Origin of the sequence: Kosakonia sp. SOY2 (assembly GCF_027109175.1) — a bacterium.
In the GTDB taxonomy this organism is placed as follows: Bacteria; Pseudomonadota; Gammaproteobacteria; order Enterobacterales; family Enterobacteriaceae; genus Kosakonia.
In genome coordinates this window covers 292,305-311,558 of sequence record NZ_JAPVXH010000003.1, presented here as the reverse complement: position 1 = coordinate 311,558, position 19,254 = coordinate 292,305, and the positions used below count along the sequence as shown (strand labels likewise).

Below are 19,254 nucleotides of genomic sequence, written 5' to 3'. Positions count from 1 at the left end.
CCTCTCCCAACCGGGAGAGGTTTTTTATTACAGCCGAACCGGTTTGATATGCCAGATATAATCAGCATATTCCTGAATGGTGCGATCCGATGAAAAGTACCCCATATTGGCGATGTTGCGCATCGCTTTATTAGTCCACTCTTCCGGGTGTCGATAAAGCTCATCCACTTTTTCCTGGCAGTCGATATAGCTTCGGAAATCTGCCAGTACCTGATAATGGTCGCCAAAGTTAATCAAGGAATCGACGAGATCGCGGTAGCGCCCGGGTTCCTGCGGGCTGAATAAGCCAGTGGCGATTTGCGTCAGCACCTGATGTAACTCTTCATCTTTCTCGTAGTATTCACGCGGCTTATAGCCCTTGCGCCGCAGCGCTTCGACTTCATCCGCCGTGTTACCGAAGATAAAGATATTCTCTTCGCCAACGTGCTCTTGCATCTCAACATTCGCGCCATCCAGCGTGCCAATCGTCAGCGCACCGTTGAGGGCAAACTTCATATTACTGGTGCCGGATGCTTCCGTGCCCGCCAGTGAAATCTGCTCGGAAAGATCCGCCGCCGGAATAATAACCTGCGCGAGACTGACGCTGTAATTGGGGATAAAGACCACTTTCAGTTTGTCACCAATCTGCGGATCGTTGTTGATCACCTGCGCGACATCGTTGATCAGATGGATAATATGTTTCGCCATGTAGTAAGCAGACGCGGCCTTACCGGCGAAGATATTGACGCGCGGCACCCACTGCGCCGTGGGATCGGCCTTGATGCGGTTATAGCGAACAATAACGTGCAACACGTTCATTAGCTGGCGCTTATATTCATGAATGCGTTTGATCTGCACATCGAACAGCGCTTTCGGGTTCACTACCACATTAAGTTGCTGGGCGATAACGACCGCCAGCCGCTTTTTATTCTCCAGCTTCGCCTGGCGCACCGCCTGGTTCACCGTCGGGTAATCAATATGCTGCTCCAGCTCGCTCAACTGACTGAGATCGGTACGCCATGTGCGGCCAATATTTTCATCCAGCACATGCGAAAGCGACGGGTTCGCCAGCGCCAGCCAGCGCCGCGGCGTCACGCCGTTAGTAACGTTGAGAAAACGCATCGGGAAGATTTCTGCGAAATCGGCAAACAGCGACTGCACCATTAAATTGGAATGCAGCTCGGAAACGCCATTCACTTTATGGCTCACCACCACCGCCAGCCAGGCCATACGCACCCGGCGTCCGCTGGCTTCGTCAATAATCGACGTGCGGCTCAACAAATCGGTGTTATTCGGGTGCTGTTCCTGCAAGGTTTTGAGGAAATAATCATTAATCTCAAAGATGATTTGCAGATGGCGCGGCAAAATTTTACCCAGCATGTCTACCGGCCAGGTCTCCAGCGCCTCACTCATCAGCGTGTGGTTGGTGTAAGAGAAGACCTGACAGGTCACCTCAAAGGCGTCATCCCATTCGAATTTATGTTCGTCAATGAGCAGACGCATCAGCTCAGGAATCGACAGCACCGGGTGGGTGTCGTTGAGGTGAATGGCGATTTTATCTGCCAGATTGCTAAAAGTCTGGTGCAGCTGATAGTGGCGGCTGAGGATATCCTGCACCGTCGCGGAGACCAGGAAGTACTCCTGACGCAGACGCAACTCACGACCGGAGTAGGTTGAATCATCCGGGTAGAGGACGCGGGAGACGTTTTCCGAGTGGTTTTTATCTTCCACGGCGGCAAAGTAGTCACCCTGATTGAATTTGCCGAGGTTGATTTCACTACTCGCCTGCGCGTTCCACAAACGCAGCGTGTTAGTCGCGTCGGTATCGTAGCCGGGGATAATCTGATCGTAGGCAACCGCCAGGATCTCTTCGGTTTCAACCCAGCGGCTCTTTCTGCCTTCCTGCTGAATGCGCCCACCAAACCGCACTTTGTAGCGCGTGTTGTGGCGTTTAAACTCCCACGGGTTGCCGTATTCCAGCCAGTAATCCGGCGACTCTTTCTGCCGCCCGTCGACGATGTTCTGCTTGAACATCCCGTAGTCGTAACGAATGCCATAGCCGCGACCGGGCAATCCCAGCGTCGCCAGCGAATCCAGGAAGCAGGCCGCCAGTCGACCCAGCCCGCCGTTACCAAGGCCGGGGTCGTTCTCTTCATCAATCAGCTCTTCAAGATCGAACCCCATTTCATCCAGCGCATTTTTCACATCGTCATAGATACCGAGTGAGAGCAAGGCGTTAGAAAGGGTACGACCAATCAGAAACTCCATCGATAAGTAGTAAACCTGACGCACTTCCTGAGAGAGCTGCGCACGGGTGGAACGCAGCCAGCGCTCCACCAGCCGATCGCGCACGGCAAACAGCGTGGCGTTCAGCCATTCGTGGCGATTGGCGACAGCCGGATCTTTACCGATGGTGAACATCAGTTTGTAGGCAATCGAATGTTTTAACGCCTCAATACTTAACGTAGGTGAAGCATAAGTAAAAGGTGCATTCATATAAGTGATTCCTGGAAAACTATTTCAACCGAAAGTAAAGATCGCGGTATGACTGCGCGGCGACCTGCCAGCTAAAATCCATCGCCATCGCCTGACGTTGCACAAAACGCCAAAGCGATGGACGGGACCACAACACGAAAGCACGCCTGATGGCCCTAAGCAGCGACCAGGCATTACTATCTTCAAAGACAAAACCGCTGGCGACGCCATCCGCCAGGTTTTCCAGCGAACTGTCGGAAACCGTATCCGCCAGCCCGCCCGTGCGGCGCACTAATGGCAGCGTGCCGTACTTGAGGCCATACAATTGCGTCAGGCCGCAGGGTTCAAAGCGGCTCGGCACCAGAATCACATCCGCCCCGCCCATAATGCGGTGCGAGAACGCTTCGTGGTAACCAATCTGCACCCCCACCTGCCCGGAGTGTTCCGCGGCGGCGGCGAGGAACCCTTCCTGCAACACCGGATCGCCCGCGCCGAGTAGCGCCAGTTGACCACCCTGCTCCAGCAGCCCAGGCAAGGCTTCGAGCACCAGATCCAGCCCTTTCTGGCTGGTCAGGCGGCTCACCACCGCAAACAACGGAACTTTGTCGTTCACTTTCAGCCCCATCGCCACTTGCAACTGGCGTTTGTTTTCCGCTTTTTCTTCCAGCGTATCGCGCGTGTAGCGCGCACCGAGCAGCAAATCGGTGGCCGGATCCCAAATTTTTTCATCCACGCCATTGAGGATGCCGCTCAGGCGACCTTCCTGTTGACGCTGGCGCAACAACCCTTCCATGCCATAAGCGAACTGCGGTTCGGTGATCTCACGCGCGTACGTCGGGCTGACGGCGGTAATATGGTCCGCGTAATACAACCCCGCCTTGAGAAACGAAATCTGTCCGTTGAACTCCAGCCCGTGCATATTAAAGAACGACAATGGCAGTTCGATGTCATTCATATGCTGTGCATAAAACATGCCCTGATAGGCTAGGTTATGCACCGTAAACACCGACTTGGCCGGATGCCCCTTCGCCGCCAGGTACGCCGGTGCCAACCCTGCATGCCAGTCGTGCGCGTGCACCACATCCGGGCGCCAGAATGGATCAAGTCCGCTGGCCATTTCGCTGCCGACCCAACCAAGTAACGCAAAACGTAGTACGTTGTCGGTATAGGCGAACAAATTCGTGTCGTGATAGGGACTCCCGGGCCGATCGTACAGATGCGGCGCATCGATCATGTAAATCCCCACCCCGTTGAAGTGACCGAATAACAGCGAAATGTGGCCGGCAAACGTCTCACGCCGGGACACCACTTTCGCATCGCTCACACCACGACGAATATCAGGGAACGCAGGTAACAGAACGCGAGTATCAACACCACCGGCAATTTGTGCCGCAGGCAACGCGCCAATCACGTCTGCCAGACCCCCGGTCTTCAGCAACGGAAACATCTCAGAACATACATGTAAAACCTGCATTATCGCTCCTGTTCAAAACCCGTTGGCCTTGACGCCAGAAAGGGGGAAACAGCGCGCGGACCCCTTCCGCGCAAGGTTATAATCAGATGCTTTCAGCTTTTAATTTGCGCAACATTTCTCGTGTGACCAACACAATGCCTTCTTCGGAACGGTAGAAGCGACGCGCATCTTCTTCCGCATTTTCACCAATCACCGTGCCTTCCGGTATCACACAGCCTCTGTCGATAATGCAGCGATGGAGGCGACAGGAACGCCCCACCCACACTTCCGGCAGCAAGACCGAAGAGTCGATATTGCAGAATGAGTTGACGCGCACGCGGTAGAACAACACCGACTGCACAACAACCGATCCTGAAATAACGCAACCGCCGGAAACCAGCGAGTTCAACGTCATGCCGTGGCTGCCCGACCTGTCCTGGACGAATTTCGCCGGGGGTAAAGATTGATTATAGGTACGGATAGGCCAATTTTGATCGTACATGTCCAGTTCCGGCATCACCGAGGCTAAATCCAGGTTCGTTTTCCAGTAGGCTTCGAGCGTGCCGACATCCCGCCAGTATGGCCCAGCATCAGGATCGGACTGCACGCAGGACAACGGGAAAGGGTGCGCATACGCCATGCCAGACTTCACTATCTGCGGAATGATGTCCTTACCAAAATCATGGCTGGAATTTTCATTCTCATCGTCCTGCTCCAGCAGGTCGTACAGATACTCCGCATCAAAAATATAGATCCCCATGCTGGCCAGCGCCTTGCTGTCGTCACCTGGCATACAGGGCGGCGACGCGGGTTTCTCTACGAAGTCGATTATTTTGTCGTTCTCATCAACGGCCATTACGCCAAAAGCGGTGGCTTCATGTACGGGCACCGGCAGGCAGGCAACGGTGCAGCGCGCCTCTTTTTCCACATGGTCAATCAGCATGCGCGAGTAGTCCTGCTTGTAGATGTGATCGCCCGCCAGGATGACGATGTACTCCGCACGATAACGACGAATGATGTCGAGATTCTGCGTGACGGCATCTGCCGTACCGCGATACCAGTTTTCACCATGCACACGCTGCTGAGCGGGCAGCAGATCGACAAACTCATTCATCTCGTTATTAAAAAATGACCAGCCGCGCTGAATATGTTGAATCAGCGTATGCGACTGGTACTGCGTGATGACGCCAATTCGCCGAATGCCGGAGTTAATGCAGTTGGAAAGCGCGAAGTCGATGATGCGGAACTTGCCACCGAAGTGAACCGCCGGTTTGGCGCGTTTTTTGGTTAAATCTTTCAGACGCGTCCCCCGGCCGCCCGCCAGGATCAGGGCAACAGATTTTAGCGGCAACTGGCGCGCCAGCATTGTTGGGTCGTTCTTATCTAATCTCACCATGACTAACTCCTTTTTTATGACCGCTGAAATACGCACACTCCATGCGCGGGCCCGTGCCAGACAGAGACGATGACCGGATTGTCCTCTCCGGCAAAAGGCGGAATGGCGCACCATTCACCTGCGGGTAAAGCCATTTCTGCAACTTCTGCGGTGGCATTAAGGGTGATTAACACGCTGTCAGATAACAGGATCTGTAAGCGGTGCACCCCGTTTTGCCACGCCTGCGGCGTTAGCTGTTGCCCTTCGTCATTTAACCAGGCGACGTTGCCGTCACCCTCTTCCCACCACGCGTCACGCGTGAGCGCAGGAATACGCTGGCGCAAATGGATAAGCGCGGCGGTAAAAGTCACCAGCCCGCTATCCACCTGGCTCCAGTCAAGCCAGGTTAATGCGTTATCCTGGCAATAAGCATTGTTATTGCCGTGCTGGCTATGCCCCATTTCGTCGCCCGCCAGCAACATCGGCGTACCTTGCGAAAGCAGTAACGTGGTTAATAGCGCGTGCATGCTCGCACGCCGTCTTTCAATCACATCAAGGCTGCCACCGAGTCCTTCTGTTCCATGGTTAAAACTGTGATTACTGTTGGTGCCGTCGCGGTTGTCTTCGCCATTAGCTTCGTTGTGTTTATGGTCAAAAGAGACACAATCCCGCAGCGTAAAACCGTCATGCGCGGTGATCAGATTGACCGAGGCCGATGGCAGACGACCATCGCGTTTGAACACATCGCTGGAAGCGGCAAAGCGCCCGGCGAACTCCCCTAATGAGAGGGATTGTTCGAGCCAGAAACGGCGCGTCGCATCGCGGAAATGATCGTTCCACTCGGCAAAAGGCGGCGGATAGTTCCCCACCTGATAACCACCGGGACCGATATCCCACGGCTCGGCAATCAGCTTCAGAACGCGCAACAGCGGGTCGTTTTTAATGGCGTTAAACAGCGGTGCCTGCTGGCTGAATTCCGGGGTGCGTCCCATCACCGAGGCCAGATCAAAGCGGAAACCATCCACATGAAAGGTTTCGACCCAGTACCGCAGACAGGCATGTGCGTAATCCACCACATCGCCGTTATTCAAATTCAGCGTGTTACCGCAGCCGGTCCAGTTGTGGTAATCGCCATCCTCACGAGTCCAGTAATAACTTCGGTTGTCGATACCGCGCAGGGAAAAAGTCGGTCCGTCGAGATCGCTTTCGGCGCTATGGTTGAGGACAATATCGAGGATCACTTCGATGCCCGCCCGATGCAGCGCTTTTACCGCATCGCGAAACTCATTAATTGCCTGCGCCGGGTTACTGGCGTAGCGGGGTTCCAGCGCAAACAGCGCCAGCGGGTTATAACCCCAGTAATTAGACAGCCCCAGCCGCTGCAGGCGCGGCTCGCTGGCAAAATGCGCGACAGGCAATAATTCCAGCGCGGTGATCCCCAGTTGTTTAAACCAGTTGATCATCACCGGGTGGCCCAGCGCCTTGTAGGTGCCGCGTATTTCCTGCGGCAGCGCCGGGTGCAACCACGTCAGCCCTTTGACATGTGCTTCGTAAATAACGGTGTTACCCCAGGGGATGCGCGGCGGCGCATCCTCTTCCCAGTCATAGTTGTCATGCACCACTACGCTGCGTAAGCCGAGCGCGGCGTTATCGTGGGGATCCGGCGCGTCATAACCGCCGTGAAACAGCGGGTTGTCGAGCGTTTCGCCTTCAACACGCCGCGCACAAGGGTCGAGCAGTAATTTGGCCGGGTTAAAACGGTGCCCGCGAGCGGGCTCCCACGGGCCGTGAACACGGTAGCCATAATGCAAGCCAGGCTTCGCCCCTGCCAGAAAACCGTGCCAGATATTGCCGGTGCGGCCAGGTAAGTCGACACGCTGTTCATTACCTTCATCATCGAACAGGCACAGCTCCACGCGCTCTGCATGGGCGGAAAACAGCGTAAAGTTCACGCCGTCTCTTTGCACATGTGCGCCGTGAGGTGTCGCTTTTCCGGCCGTCAGCTTGCTCATTCGCCCTCCCGCACCAGCCAGATAGTCGCCAGCGGCGGTATGGTCAACAGCAGAGAGTGTTCACGTCCGCGATTAGCGATCGCGTCGCTGTGTACCACGCCGCCATTGCCGGTGTTGCTACCGTGGTAATGCATTGAGTCGCTGTTCAGCTCTTCGCGCCAGCGACCCGGCTGATTGATACCAATGCGATAACCGGGGCGCGGGACAGGGGTAAAGTTGCTGACCACGATAATTTCATTGCCCTGCTTATCACGGCGCACAAAGGCAAACACCGAGGCTTCATGATCGTCCACCACCAGCCATTCAAACCCGTAGGGGTCAAAGTCCAGCTCGTGCAGCGCTTTGTGATGGCGATAAACCTGGTTCAAATCGCGCACCAGACGCTGCACGCCGTGATGCCAGTTATCACCGCCCTCCAGCAGGTGCCAGTCGAGGCTGGCATCGTGGTTCCACTCGCGCCCCTGCGCAAATTCGTTGCCCATAAACAGCAGCTTTTTACCGGGGAACGCCCACATCCAGGCGTAATAGGCGCGCAGATTGGCGAACTTTTGCCAGGCATCGCCGGGCATACGATCAAGAATGGATTTCTTGCCGTGCACCACTTCGTCATGGGAAAGCGGCAGGATAAAGTTTTCGGTGTAGTTATAGAGAATACCGAAGGTCATCTTGTCGTGGTGGTACTTGCGGTACACCGGATCAAGCTTCATATAATCCAGCGTGTCATGCATCCAGCCGAGGTTCCATTTGTACCAGAAGCCCAGCCCGCCCAGCGACGGCGGGCGCGACACGCCAGCGAAATCGGTAGACTCTTCCGCCATGCTGACGGAGCCGGGTGCTTGTTCACCGATAATGCGGTTGGTATTGCGCAAAAACTCAATCGCTTCCAGGTTCTCACGACCACCGTATTCATTGGGGATCCATTCCCCCTCTTTGCGGCTGTAGTCGCGGTAGATCATCGACGCCACCGCATCCACGCGCAGGGCGTCAATACCGAAGCGTTCAATCCAGTACAGCGCGTTACCAACCAGATAGTTGCTCACTTCCCGGCGACCATAGTTGTAAATCAGCGTGTTCCAGTCCTGGTGATAGCCTTCACGCGGATCGCTGTGCTCGTAGAGTTTGGTGCCGTCGAAATCCGCCAGACCAAAATCATCGGACGGGAAATGGCCCGGCACCCAATCGAGGATCACCCCTAAACCAGCCGCGTGCGCGGTGTGAATAAAGTGCAGGAAATCGTCGCGCGTACCAAAGCGGCGGGTTGGCGCGTACAAACCGGTAGGTTGATACCCCCAACTGCCATCGAACGGGTGCTCATTCACGGGCATCAACTCAAGATGGGTGAAGCCCATCCATTTCGCGTAAGGCACGAGCTGGTCCGCCAGCTCGCGGTAGCTGAGCCAAAAGTTGTTGTCGGTATGACGACGCCAGGAGCCAAGATGAACTTCATAGATACTGATTGGCGCATCGAATTCATTGGCGCGTTTGCGCTCTTCGCTCTGCGTTTTCTTGCCCGGCAAGCCGCAAATCAGCGACGCGCTGTCGGGCCGCATTTGCGCCTCAAACGCATAAGGATCAGCTTTGATACGCAGCTTACCTTGCGCATCAATCATCTCGAATTTGTAGAGCTGCCCATTGAGCGCACCGGGGATGAAAAGCTCCCAGATACCACTTTCCCGACGCAGGCGCATCGGGTGGCGGCGGCCATCCCAGTAGTTAAACTGCCCTACCACGGAGACGCGCTGCGCGTTCGGCGCCCAGACGGAGAAACGGGTACCCACCACGCCATCGACCGTATCGGCATGCGCTCCCAGCGTTTCGTAAGGCCGCATATGCGTGCCTTCGCTCAGCAGCCAGGCATCCATATCCTGGATTAACGGGCCAAAACGGTAAGGATCATCAATCAGATTTTGTTGGCCGTGCCAGATAACGGCGAACTGATAATAAAAAGGATTTTTACGGCGTTGCATCACGCCGCTAAAGAATCCCCTGGAATCCAGGCACTCCAGTTTTCCCACTTTGCGCCCGGTTTTCGGCTCGATAACCCACACTTCGGTGGCATCAGGCAGCAGCGCACGTACTTCCAGACCCGCTTCAGTCTGGTGCATCCCCAGCACCGAAAAAGGATCAGCAAAATGACCCGCAATAAGCGCGTTAATGACGTCTTTATCAACACGAACGGACATGGTTCTCATCCTGTTGTTGTGGCATCGCACCTTCCACCGTAGTAAGTCCGGTTGCGACACTTTTTTGACCTGAACGGCGCAGCACCAAATGTGCATCCTCTCTGCTCCGTCCCATCTTCAGGCAAGATGTTCCGACACCTTGTCTAAAGCATAGCCAACACTTTTCAACACTTGAGAAAATAAACACATCTGTGCTTCTTTCTGGCAAAAAAGCACAAAAAAAGGGCGCCGTAGCGCCCCTTGTGGTGGTGAACTCTGTTACGCCAGTTGGCGCAACATACGACGCAGCGGTTCGGCCGCGCCCCATAACAGCTGGTCACCAACGGTAAAGGCTGAGAGGAACTCCGGCCCCATGTTCAGTTTACGCAGACGACCAACCGGCGTGGTCAGCGTACCGGTGACGGCGGCAGGCGTCAGTTCGCGCATGCTGATTTCGCGATCGTTTGGCACCACTTTCGCCCACGGGTTATGCGCCGCCAGCAGCTCTTCGATAGTCGGAATCGACACATCTTTTTTCAGCTTGATGGTGAACGCCTGGCTGTGGCAGCGCAGCGCGCCGATGCGCACGCAAAGGCCATCGACCGGGATCACATTCGCGGTGTTGAGAATTTTGTTGGTTTCAGCCTGGCCTTTCCACTCTTCGCGGCTCTGGCCGTTATCAAGCTGTTTGTCGATCCACGGGATCAGGCTGCCCGCCAGCGGTACGCCAAAGTTATCGACCGGCAGCTCGCCGCTACGGGTCAGCGCGGTCACTTTACGTTCGATATCCAGAATCGCTGACGCCGGATCGGCAAGCTCGGCGGCAACATGGCTGTGCAACTGGCCCATTTGCGTCAGCAGTTCACGCATATGGCGCGCGCCGCCGCCGGATGCGGCCTGGTAAGTGGCAACTGATACCCACTCCACCAGATCGTTGGCAAACAGCCCGCCGAGCGACATCAGCATCAGGCTGACGGTGCAGTTACCGCCGACAAAGGTTTTCACGCCGTTGTTCAGGCCGTCGTTGATCACCGCCTGGTTAACCGGGTCGAGGATAATGATGGCGTCATCTTTCATGCGTAAAGAGGAAGCCGCGTCGATCCAGTAACCCTGCCAGCCGCTTTCACGAAGCTTTGGATAGATTTCGTTGGTATAATCGCCGCCCTGGCAGGTGACAATGATGTCGAGTGCCTTCAGCGCTTCCAGATTGAACGCGTCCTGAAGCGTGCCTGCTGTACTTCCGCCAAACGCGGGTGCAGCCTGCCCAAACTGGGAAGTGGAAAAGAAGACAGGGCGAATGGCGTCGAAATCGCGCTCTTCAATCATGCGCTGCATGAGAACGGAGCCGACCATTCCGCGCCAACCGATAAAACCAACATTTTTCATAGCGAAGTTCCTGCGAAGGTGTGTGCTGTGTATACGAACCAGTATCCCACTGGGAATAGCCACATTACAAAATGCAGCCAAAGTCGCAAGTGAAATTAATCAATGATCGCGAACGTATCAGAAATGCAGCTAATTACTGTAATTTTGCCGACTGCGTCAGGGATAAGAGTGAATGACTGATATCATCTCCGCCACCGTGTTGTTGATCCTGATTATGGATCCCCTGGGCAACCTGCCCATCTTTATGTCGGTACTGAAACACACCGAGCCGAAGCGCCGACGGGCGATCATGATCCGCGAGCTGCTCATTGCGCTGCTGGTGATGTTTATCTTCCTCTTCGCCGGGGAAAAAATCCTCGCGCTACTCAATTTACGCGCGGAGACGGTTTCTATCTCCGGCGGCATTATTCTGTTCCTGATTGCCATTAAGATGATTTTCCCCAGCGAATCCGGCAGCAGTTCTGGCCTGCCCGCTGGCGAAGAGCCGTTTATCGTCCCGCTGGCAATCCCGCTGGTGGCAGGCCCAACGCTGCTGGCAACGTTAATGCTGCTTTCCCATCAATATCCGAATCAAATGAGCCACCTGGTGATTGCGCTGCTGATTGCCTGGGGCGGCACGGTGGCTATTTTGTTGCAATCGTCGCTGTTTTTGCGCCTGCTCGGCGAGAAAGGGGTTAACGCACTGGAAAGGCTGATGGGTCTGATCCTGGTGATGCTCGCCACCCAGATGTTCCTGGATGGGATTCGGGTGTGGATGAAGGGGTAAAACGAACCTCTCCCGACGGGAGAGGGTTGGTAAACTTAGCTCAACAGTGAAAACGCAATCATCCCGATAATCGCACCGGTGGTGCCAAGGATGGTTTCCATCATGGTCCAGGTTTTCAGCGTTTGCGCTTCGGTTGCGCCGGTAAAACGGCCATACAGCCAGAAACCGGCGTCGTTCACGTGGCTTACCACAATCGAACCGCCCGCGATGCAGATGGAGAGTGCTGCCATCTGCGCGCCGTTGAAATGCAACTGTTCAATAACCGGCATTACCAGGCCGACAGCCGTCAGACAAGCAACCGTGGCGGAACCCTGAATAATGCGCACCGCGGCAGCCAGCACAAAACAGGTGATCGCGATAGGCAAGCCCATGCCGGTCAGCGCTTCGCCCAGTGCCGGGCCAACGCCGGAATCCACCAGCACTTGCTTGAACACGCCGCCCGCACCAATCACCAGCAGAATAATGCCCGCCGGTTGCAGCGCCTGACCGCAAATTTCCATCACGCGATCTTTCGGCATCCCCTGTCGCATCGCCAGGCCATAAATCGCCACCAGGCACGCAACGAGGATCGCGGTGAACGGGTGACCGATAAACTCCAGCCAGTCGTACAAATTGCTGCCTTCGGTAACGAAACGCGCGGCGATGGTTTTCATCCCCACCAGCACCAGCGGGAGCAAAATCAGCGACAGGCTGAAACCAAACGAGGGCATTTTGCCTTCGCCCAGATGCGGCTCGCTAATATCATCAGGAATGTGCAGCTCCACATGGCGGCTGATAAAGTTGCCCCATAGCGGACCGGCAATCAACATGCCCGGAATTGCCGCGCACAGGCCAATCAGGATCATCCAGCCGAAATCTGCGTGCATCTGCGATGCCAGCAGCATCGGTGCAGGCCCCGGTAGCAGGAACGCCGCGGCTGCCGCAACCCCTGCGAACAGCGGAATAACCAGTTTCACCAGGTTGGTGCCGGTATGGCGCGCCATAGAGAACGCCACGCTAATCAACAGCACAATCGCCACTTCAAAAAACAGCGGCAGCGCGCAAATCAGACCGGCGAGGCCAATCGCGTAATGCGCGCGACTGTGACCAAAGGATCGCAACATTTTGACGGCGATTTGGTCCACCGCGCCGGTCTCGTGAAGGATTTTGCCGAACATCGCGCCGAGCGCGACCACAATCGCCAGAAAGCCGAGCGTACCGCCCATCCCTTTTTCCATGGTCTGCGCGATTTTAATCAACGGCATCCCGGAAAAAAGCCCTGCGCCAATGGAAACCACCATCAAAGCAACAAAAGCGTGCATACGCGCTTTCATCACTAAAAACAGCAGCAGCAAAACCGAGCCTACTGCTGTTAAAACAAGCGTTAATGTACTCACTTAGCACTGCCTTTAGTAATGACTTCAATGGTGCTGGCAACAACACCCTCCAGCGGCTGGTCAATATCCACAACCAGAACATCCGGCTCATCCGCGCCCGGTTCTTGCAGCGCTTCAAACTGCGTTACCAACATTTGCGTTTTGAAGAAGTGCCCTTTACGCGCTTTCAGACGGCCTTCAATCACGTCGAAGTCGCCTTTCAGGTAGATGAACGAGAGGTTTGGGTTACCGTCGCGCAGCTGGTCGCGATAGTGTTTTTTCAGCGCCGAGCAAACAATCAGCGACACTTTGTTGGTGCGCTGCATAGCGAAAGCGGCGTCGTTCAGCGCCTGCAGCCACGGTTTGCGGTCATCGTCGTTCAGCGGTTCACCGGACGCCATTTTGGTGATGTTGCTGCGCGGATGGAGGAAGTCGCCGTCGAGAAACGCGGCATGTAACTGATGCGCCACTTCGCTGGCGACAGCGGATTTACCGCTGCCTGAAACGCCCATCAGAACATAAACGTGGTGATCAAGGTTAGTCGTGCTCAAGGGTAGCCCCCACTGGTGCAAGAGTGAATTGTTACGGGTAACTGTTATCGGTAACATTGTCCTGCTGGGGTAACGGAGAAGCAATATCCATTCGTGCCAGAGATAAATAAGTGTGAGCTAGCTCAAATTTGTCAGACTAAATAGATCCGCCCGGTGACAAAGTGAAACCTAAATCTAACATTTTCGGCGTAACTGACTCACCACGAACGCGCGCCAGTAAGCGTTCAGCGCCAATTCGCCCCATGCGTTCACGCGGCGTGAGCACGCTTGCCAGACGCGGCTCCATTACCTGGCCAATGTCGTGACCGTGGAACCCGGCGATTGCCATATCCTGCGGAATTTTCAGCCCCAGACGCTGGCACTCAAACGCCGCGCCAACGGCAAGGTCATCGTTAGTACAAAAAATTCCGTCAAGCTGAGGGTACTCGCGGCGCGCCTGGCGCATCAGTTCGATACCGGCGGTATAAGAGGAAGATTGCTCCACCATCACGCTGTACGGCGTTAAACCTGCCTCCAGCATCGCCTGCTCGTAACCCTTCTGTTTGATGATAGTACGTTCGTCCAGGCGTGCGCCGAGATAAGCAACCCGACGGTGGCCGCGCTCAATGATGGCGGTCGTTATCTGCCGCGCCGCTTCGAAGTTATCAAAGCCAACGGCGATATCGAGGCAAGGCGAGCGGCTGTCCATTAGCTCCACCACCGGAATCCCAGCAACTTCAATCATTTTCAGCGTGCGCGGGGTATGGGTACGTTCGGTAAGGATCAGGCCGTCAATGTTCCATGAGAGCATCGATTCCAGGCGCTCTTCTTCCATTTCGGCTTTGTAACCGTAGTGCGCCAGCATAGTTTGATACCCGTGCGCGTCGGTCACGCTTTCAATGCCGCGTAACACTTCGGCGAAAACCTGGTTGGTCAGGGAAGGGAGAAGCACACCAATCGCCCGGCTGGTGGCGTTGGAGAGAATATCGGGAGCCCGATTTGGAATGTAACCCAGTTCATCAAGCGCAGCAGCTATTTTGCCCCGTAACGCGACGGAAACTTGCTCCGGGTTACGCAAAAAACGGCTGACGGTCATTTTGGTCACGCCAACGCGATCGGCCACATCCTGAAGTACGGGTCTTTTCTTTTTCATCGTCCTGACATTTTTCTGAGTAAGAGATTTCCTCAGTTTATCACGGACAACGCGCAACCTTCCGGCCAAAACCAGGAGGTTGCGTCATTTATTTAACCAACATCATACCGGCGGCAGATCGAACAGCAGGATTTCACTGTCGCTATCGGCATGCACCGAGATAGCCTGCTCATCCCAAATGGCCAGACCATCGCTGGTGGTGGCTTTTGTCCCGTTGATAGTGACTTCGCCTTTCACCACCTGGATCCACACGCGGCGTTCAGCGGCAATCTGGTGTACAGACTGCTCATCTTTCAGCAGCGCCCAGCGGTAAAGCTCCATATCCTGATGCACTTTCAGCGAACCATCACGCGCATCCGGCGATAGCACCAGTTGTTTGCCCTGCACCGCATCAAAGCGACGCTGTTCATAGCGCGGCGTGATGCCGTTAGTTTCTGGAATGATCCAGATTTGATACAGGCGCAGACGGTCGGTTTTGCTCGGGTTGTATTCCGAGTGGCGCACCCCAGTACCGGCGCTCATAATCTGGAACTCGCCCGCAGGAACCTGTTCTTTGTTGCCCATGCTGTCCTGGTGTTCAACCGCCCCTTCCAGCACATACGTCAGGATTTCCATGTCTTTGTGCGGGTGAGTGCCAAAGCCCTGGCCTGCATCGATAACGTCATCGTTAATCACACGCAGTGCCGAGAAGCCCATAAAATTTGGGTCGTAATAGTTGGCAAACGAGAAAGTGTGCCAGGAATCCAGCCAACCATGATTTGCATGGCCACGGTCATTTGCTTTGCGTAAGAAGATCATCTTGTTTACCCCCGTATGTTTTCGATGGAGTAAGTGTGGACGCAATTGACCAACGATCATAGAGGGTGAAAATTGACTCCTCTGTTCAAAAAAAGTGAACAAGTTGCGAGGAGTCTTTTTCAGTTATTTCGCGAGGGTTATCGTGGCAGGAGAAGCCTGCTCAAAGGCGCGCTCCAGCAGTTCAAGGTTGGTCAGAACTTCAGATTCCTTGACGTAATTTGGCGCACCGTTTGAAAGCGTTTCGTACAACGCATCGTAGACGCGACCATAGTCGCCAGTTTCCGGAGCGACCTCTTCCCGCACCGTTTCACCCGCCGCATTCACATATTCCAGAACGCCCTTGCTGTCGTCAGCGGCAAAACCGGGTTCGCCCGGCATGATATTGGCTTTCAGGCTGGTTTCCTGCTGGTCGATACCGTATTTAATAAACGACCCTTTGGTGCCGTGGACGATAAATTTCGGGTAATCAATCTTCACCAGATGGCTGGTTTTGACGATGGCTTTTAAATCGCCATAAAACAGCTGGGCTTCGAAAGTATCATCCGGGTTGGCTTTATTACGCAGGCTGCGGATGTCATACGCGGCATGATCCGGGCGGCCAAACAGCGAAATGATTTGATCCATCGTATGCACGCCAAGGCCATAAAATGAGCCGTCCTGTGGCAAACCAGGTTTGGTTTCCGCTACCGGGCGGTAGTAATCAAAATGGCTTTCGATTTCCACGATGTTACCGAGTTTGCCGCTTTCAATCGCCTTTTTCGTGGTGAGGAAGCAGGAGTCAAAACGACGATTCTGGTACGGCGTCACCGTCAGGCCTTTGCGTTTTGCCAGCTCAAACAGCGTTACCGCTTCCGCCATTGTTGGGGTGAATGGTTTTTCCACCAGCACATTTTTACCCGCTTCCAGCGCACGCTTAGCGTAGTCGAAATGGCTGTCGGCATGAGTACAAACGATCACCAGTTTGACCTGCGGATCATTAAAGATGTCGTCAATATCACTGGTGAAGTGAATGTGTTGATACTGCGGATGCTGCTCTTCCGGCTTCGGGTGGCGGCGAAAAATATGCGCCACATGCCAGCTGTCTTTGCGGTGCAGAACATACGGGAGGTGATAACGGGTGGTGCTTTTACCAAAGCCGATAAAGGCGCAATGTAGCGTCATAATCCAGTCCTTATCAAGTTGACTCTTACAACCATAGCGCATCTGCAAAGGACGTGTCCCTGACCCTTTTCCCAAAAGGGCGGCAAACGGGAAGGCAAATCGCAGGCAAAAAAAAGCCAGCACGCGGCTGGCTAAGAAATACTGGAAGCAATGTGAGCAATGTCGTGCTTTCAGGATTACCGCAACGGTTTCCCTGAACGCATGGCAATAATAATCATTATCATTCGCACCTGTCCACTTTTTTTTGCAAAAAATGGCAGTTGACGCTTCGCCAGAAAGCCAGGAAGGTAGCTGTCTACCCCATCAACAGGAGAAGCAGGATGAGCAAGATAGTGGTACGCCATGCCGAAGCGCGCGATGCAGAATCTTTACGTCAGTTTTATGCGCAACCCGAGGTGTATCATAACCTGCTACAGCTACCTCATCCCCCTGCAGAACTGTGGGAAGATCGCCTGAAGCCGCAACCCGGCCGCCGCCAGTTGGTTGCCTGCATTGACGAGCAAGTCGTCGGGAACCTGACGTTAATGGTGGAACAAAATCCGCGCCGTAGCCATGTCGCCTTTTTTGGCATGGCGGTATCATCGGCGTTCCAGAACCGGGGCGTCGCCAGTGCGCTGATGCGTGAAATGATTAACCTGTGCGATAACTGGTTGCGCATCGAACGCATTGAGTTAACGGTGTTTGCTGATAACGCCCCCGCGCTCGCCGTGTACCGTAAATTTGGTTTCGAGATTGAGGGTACAGGCAAGCGTTATGCGTTGCGTAACGGCGAGTATGTTGATTCGTACTATATGGCACGAATGAAAGGCTAAGAAATTCCTCTCCCCAAACGGGGAGAGGAATTGTTCAGTATCCGGCGGTTAAATCATCTACCGAGCGCGGATCCGACGCGCCATACAATGTACCGTCCGGCCCGACCATAATGCTCTGCGTACTGCCCATCGCTTCCTTCACGGCTACTTTTTGCCCTTTCTGTTCAAGCAGTTTTAACGTGTCCGGGCTAAAGCCTTTCTCGACGCGCAGTTCATCCGGCAGCCATTGATGATGAAAACGCGGCGCGTTGGTAGCTTCGGCGACATTCATACCAAAATCGATGCTATTCACCACCATTTGCAGCACTGTTGTGATAATACGGCTACCGCCGGGGCTGCCGGTGACCAGCCAGGTTTTGCCATCTTTCAGCACAATGGTTGGCGACATTGAAGAGAGTGGGCGTTTGCCCGGCCCAATCGCATTCGCATCGCCGCCCACCAGCCCGTAGACATTCGGCACGCCCGGTTTGGCAGAGAAATCATCCATTTCGTTATTCAGCAGAATGCCGGTATTGCCAGCGACAATCCCGGTGCCGAATACCGTATTCAGCGTATAAGTGACCGCAACTGCATTGCCATCTTTATCCACCACCGAGAAGTGCGTGGTTTGGTTACTTTCGTAAGGTTCCAGCTTGCCGGGGCGGATCTGGCTGGAGGGGCGCGCTTTGTTGACATCAATCTGCGCGGCGATCGATTTGGCGTACTCTTTGTTGGTTAACGCCTGCCACGGCACTTTGACAAAGTCCGGATCGCCCAGATATTCCGAACGGTCCGCATAGGCATACTTCTCCGCCTCGGTCATCACCTGCATCGCATCCGCACTGCCAAAGCCGTACTTCGCCAGATCGAAGTTTTCCAGGATATTGAGGATTTCCACGATATGAATCCCGCCTGATGAGGGCGGTGGCATGGAGTAAATCTCGTAACCGCGATAGCTGCCGCTTATCGGCGTGCGCTCCACGGCTTTGTAGTTGGCTAAATCCTCTTTGGTGATAAGCCCACCGTTTTTGCTCATCTGCTGGGCGATTTGCTCAGCAATCGCGCCTTTGTAGAAGGCGTCCGGGCCTTTCTCCGCAATCATCTCAAGGCTTTTGCCGAGATTGCTTTGCACCAGCTTGTCGCCCTTTTTCAGCGGCTCGCCATCTTTCCAGAAAATGGCTTTGCTGGTTTCGTGGTTGGGCAACACTTCACTGCCATAGGTTTTAAAATCGCCCGCCAGCGCATCGTTCACCACAAAGCCCTGTTTCGCCAGCTTGATCGCCGGTTGCACCACTTTGTTCAGCGGCAGCGTGCCGTACTTTTCCAGCGCCAGCGAGAAACCTGCAACGGTGCCGGGCGTGCCGGACGCCAGATGAGAAGTCAGGGATTTTTTACTGTCCGGGTTGCCCTGATCGTCGAGAAACATATCGCGTGTCGCGCCAGCGGGGGCCATTTCACGGAAATCAATCGCCGTGACGTTCCCTTCTTTGCTACGAATCAGCATGAAACCGCCACCGCCGAGGTTACCGGCCTGCGGATGCGTAACCGCCAGTGCGTAACCAACCGCCACCGCTGCATCCACCGCGTTACCGCCCTGCTTGAGAATATCGACACCGACGCGCGTGGCAGTTTCATCCACCGAGGCAACCATGCCCTGTTTCGCTACAACAGGATGAAAGACATCGGCTTCAACCCCGTAAGATACCGGAGGCGGCGCGGTCGCCTGCCCTTCTGGCGGCGCCGCCGCAACGCCAAAACATCCTCCCGCCATCAGCGCGGCAATCGCCAGCCAACGCGCAAACTTCTGTTTCATCATCGTCGTTCTCCCGAGTAAGGGCTACAGTCCCCGCTTAAGCCT

Annotated in this window: 14 protein-coding genes; 2 read left to right on the top strand and 12 right to left on the bottom strand. The window is 54.9% G+C overall.

What is annotated here, in order from left to right; translation table 11 throughout:
* Nucleotides 1-27: 27 nt before the first annotated feature.
* The 6 genes from glgP to asd all read right to left on the bottom strand — a co-directional run bounded on the left by glgP (nucleotide 28) and on the right by asd (nucleotide 10,842).
* A complete protein-coding gene (gene glgP / locus O3S68_RS18310) occupies nucleotides 28-2,475 on the bottom strand; it encodes a glycogen phosphorylase (protein ID WP_020455568.1) in 2,448 nt (815 codons plus the stop codon).
* Nucleotides 2,476-2,494: 19 nt separating this feature from the next.
* Nucleotides 2,495-3,928 carry a glycogen synthase GlgA gene (gene glgA, locus O3S68_RS18305; protein ID WP_017459547.1) on the bottom strand — a complete coding sequence of 478 codons (1,434 nt, stop codon included), beginning with the start codon at nucleotides 3,926-3,928 and terminating at the stop codon, nucleotides 2,495-2,497.
* Between the two features lie 82 nt (nucleotides 3,929-4,010).
* On the bottom strand, nucleotides 4,011-5,303 hold the full coding sequence (gene glgC, locus O3S68_RS18300; protein WP_020455569.1) for a glucose-1-phosphate adenylyltransferase: 1,293 nt from the start codon (nucleotides 5,301-5,303) through the stop codon (nucleotides 4,011-4,013).
* Between the two features lie 14 nt (nucleotides 5,304-5,317).
* Nucleotides 5,318-7,294: a glycogen debranching protein GlgX gene (gene glgX / locus O3S68_RS18295; protein ID WP_269232158.1), complete on the bottom strand. Its 1,977-nt coding sequence runs from the start codon at nucleotides 7,292-7,294 to the stop codon at nucleotides 5,318-5,320.
* Nucleotides 7,291-9,477, bottom strand: coding sequence for a 1,4-alpha-glucan branching enzyme (glgB, locus tag O3S68_RS18290; RefSeq protein WP_269232157.1), 2,187 nt, complete (start codon nucleotides 9,475-9,477; stop codon nucleotides 7,291-7,293). Before glgB ends, glgX begins: the two co-directional genes overlap by 4 nt.
* Nucleotides 9,478-9,735: 258 nt before the next feature.
* Nucleotides 9,736-10,842, bottom strand: a complete 1,107-nt coding sequence (gene asd, locus O3S68_RS18285; RefSeq protein WP_020455572.1) for an aspartate-semialdehyde dehydrogenase — start codon at nucleotides 10,840-10,842, stop codon at nucleotides 9,736-9,738.
* A gap of 172 nt (nucleotides 10,843-11,014) precedes the next feature.
* Between asd and O3S68_RS18280 the strand changes: the two genes are divergently transcribed.
* Entirely contained in the window at nucleotides 11,015-11,608 is a 594-nt protein-coding gene (locus tag O3S68_RS18280; RefSeq protein ID WP_017459552.1) for a YhgN family NAAT transporter, read from the top strand.
* A gap of 35 nt (nucleotides 11,609-11,643) precedes the next feature.
* Here O3S68_RS18280 and gntU read toward each other — a convergent pair whose 3' ends face one another.
* The 5 genes from gntU to O3S68_RS18255 all read right to left on the bottom strand — a co-directional run bounded on the left by gntU (nucleotide 11,644) and on the right by O3S68_RS18255 (nucleotide 16,605).
* Nucleotides 11,644-12,984: a gluconate transporter gene (gene gntU / locus O3S68_RS18275; RefSeq protein WP_045507792.1), complete on the bottom strand. Its 1,341-nt coding sequence runs from the start codon at nucleotides 12,982-12,984 to the stop codon at nucleotides 11,644-11,646.
* Entirely contained in the window at nucleotides 12,981-13,514 is a 534-nt protein-coding gene (gene gntK / locus O3S68_RS18270) for a gluconokinase (RefSeq protein ID WP_044489513.1), read from the bottom strand. Before gntK ends, gntU begins: the two co-directional genes overlap by 4 nt.
* 136 nt (nucleotides 13,515-13,650) lie before the next feature.
* Nucleotides 13,651-14,646, bottom strand: coding sequence for a gluconate operon transcriptional repressor GntR (gntR, locus tag O3S68_RS18265; protein WP_269232156.1), 996 nt, complete (start codon nucleotides 14,644-14,646; stop codon nucleotides 13,651-13,653).
* Nucleotides 14,647-14,748: 102 nt separating this feature from the next.
* Nucleotides 14,749-15,444: a pirin family protein gene (locus tag O3S68_RS18260; protein WP_020455576.1), complete on the bottom strand. Its 696-nt coding sequence runs from the start codon at nucleotides 15,442-15,444 to the stop codon at nucleotides 14,749-14,751.
* A 123-nt stretch (nucleotides 15,445-15,567) separates the two neighbouring features.
* Complete coding sequence (locus O3S68_RS18255) at nucleotides 15,568-16,605, bottom strand: oxidoreductase (protein WP_020455577.1); 1,038 nt, start codon at nucleotides 16,603-16,605, stop codon at nucleotides 15,568-15,570.
* A gap of 320 nt (nucleotides 16,606-16,925) precedes the next feature.
* Between O3S68_RS18255 and yhhY the strand changes: the two genes are divergently transcribed.
* Nucleotides 16,926-17,417 (top strand): N-acetyltransferase, encoded by a 492-nt coding sequence (gene yhhY / locus O3S68_RS18250; RefSeq protein WP_020455578.1) that lies wholly within the window; start codon nucleotides 16,926-16,928, stop codon nucleotides 17,415-17,417.
* 34 nt (nucleotides 17,418-17,451) lie between these two features.
* Here the strand turns inward: yhhY and ggt are convergent, their stop codons facing one another.
* Nucleotides 17,452-19,212 (bottom strand): gamma-glutamyltransferase, encoded by a 1,761-nt coding sequence (gene ggt / locus O3S68_RS18245; protein ID WP_269232155.1) that lies wholly within the window; start codon nucleotides 19,210-19,212, stop codon nucleotides 17,452-17,454.
* Nucleotides 19,213-19,254: the final 42 nt, after the last annotated feature.

Bases quoted from the DNA above. Each gene is read 5' to 3' on its own strand.
- yhhY (WP_020455578.1), top strand. From the start codon at position 16,926: ATGAGCAAGATAGTGGTACGCCATGCCGAAGCGCGCGATGCAGAATCT.
- ggt (WP_269232155.1), bottom strand. From the start codon at position 19,212: ATGATGAAACAGAAGTTTGCGCGTTGGCTGGCGATTGCCGCGCTGATG.
- gntR (WP_269232156.1), bottom strand. From the start codon at position 14,646: ATGAAAAAGAAAAGACCCGTACTTCAGGATGTGGCCGATCGCGTTGGC.
- glgC (WP_020455569.1), bottom strand. From the start codon at position 5,303: ATGGTGAGATTAGATAAGAACGACCCAACAATGCTGGCGCGCCAGTTG.
- O3S68_RS18255 (WP_020455577.1), bottom strand. From the start codon at position 16,605: ATGACGCTACATTGCGCCTTTATCGGCTTTGGTAAAAGCACCACCCGT.
- glgA (WP_017459547.1), bottom strand. From the start codon at position 3,928: ATGCAGGTTTTACATGTATGTTCTGAGATGTTTCCGTTGCTGAAGACC.
- glgB (WP_269232157.1), bottom strand. From the start codon at position 9,477: ATGTCCGTTCGTGTTGATAAAGACGTCATTAACGCGCTTATTGCGGGT.
- O3S68_RS18260 (WP_020455576.1), bottom strand. From the start codon at position 15,444: ATGATCTTCTTACGCAAAGCAAATGACCGTGGCCATGCAAATCATGGT.
- O3S68_RS18280 (WP_017459552.1), top strand. From the start codon at position 11,015: ATGACTGATATCATCTCCGCCACCGTGTTGTTGATCCTGATTATGGAT.
- glgX (WP_269232158.1), bottom strand. From the start codon at position 7,294: ATGAGCAAGCTGACGGCCGGAAAAGCGACACCTCACGGCGCACATGTG.
- asd (WP_020455572.1), bottom strand. From the start codon at position 10,842: ATGAAAAATGTTGGTTTTATCGGTTGGCGCGGAATGGTCGGCTCCGTT.
- glgP (WP_020455568.1), bottom strand. From the start codon at position 2,475: ATGAATGCACCTTTTACTTATGCTTCACCTACGTTAAGTATTGAGGCG.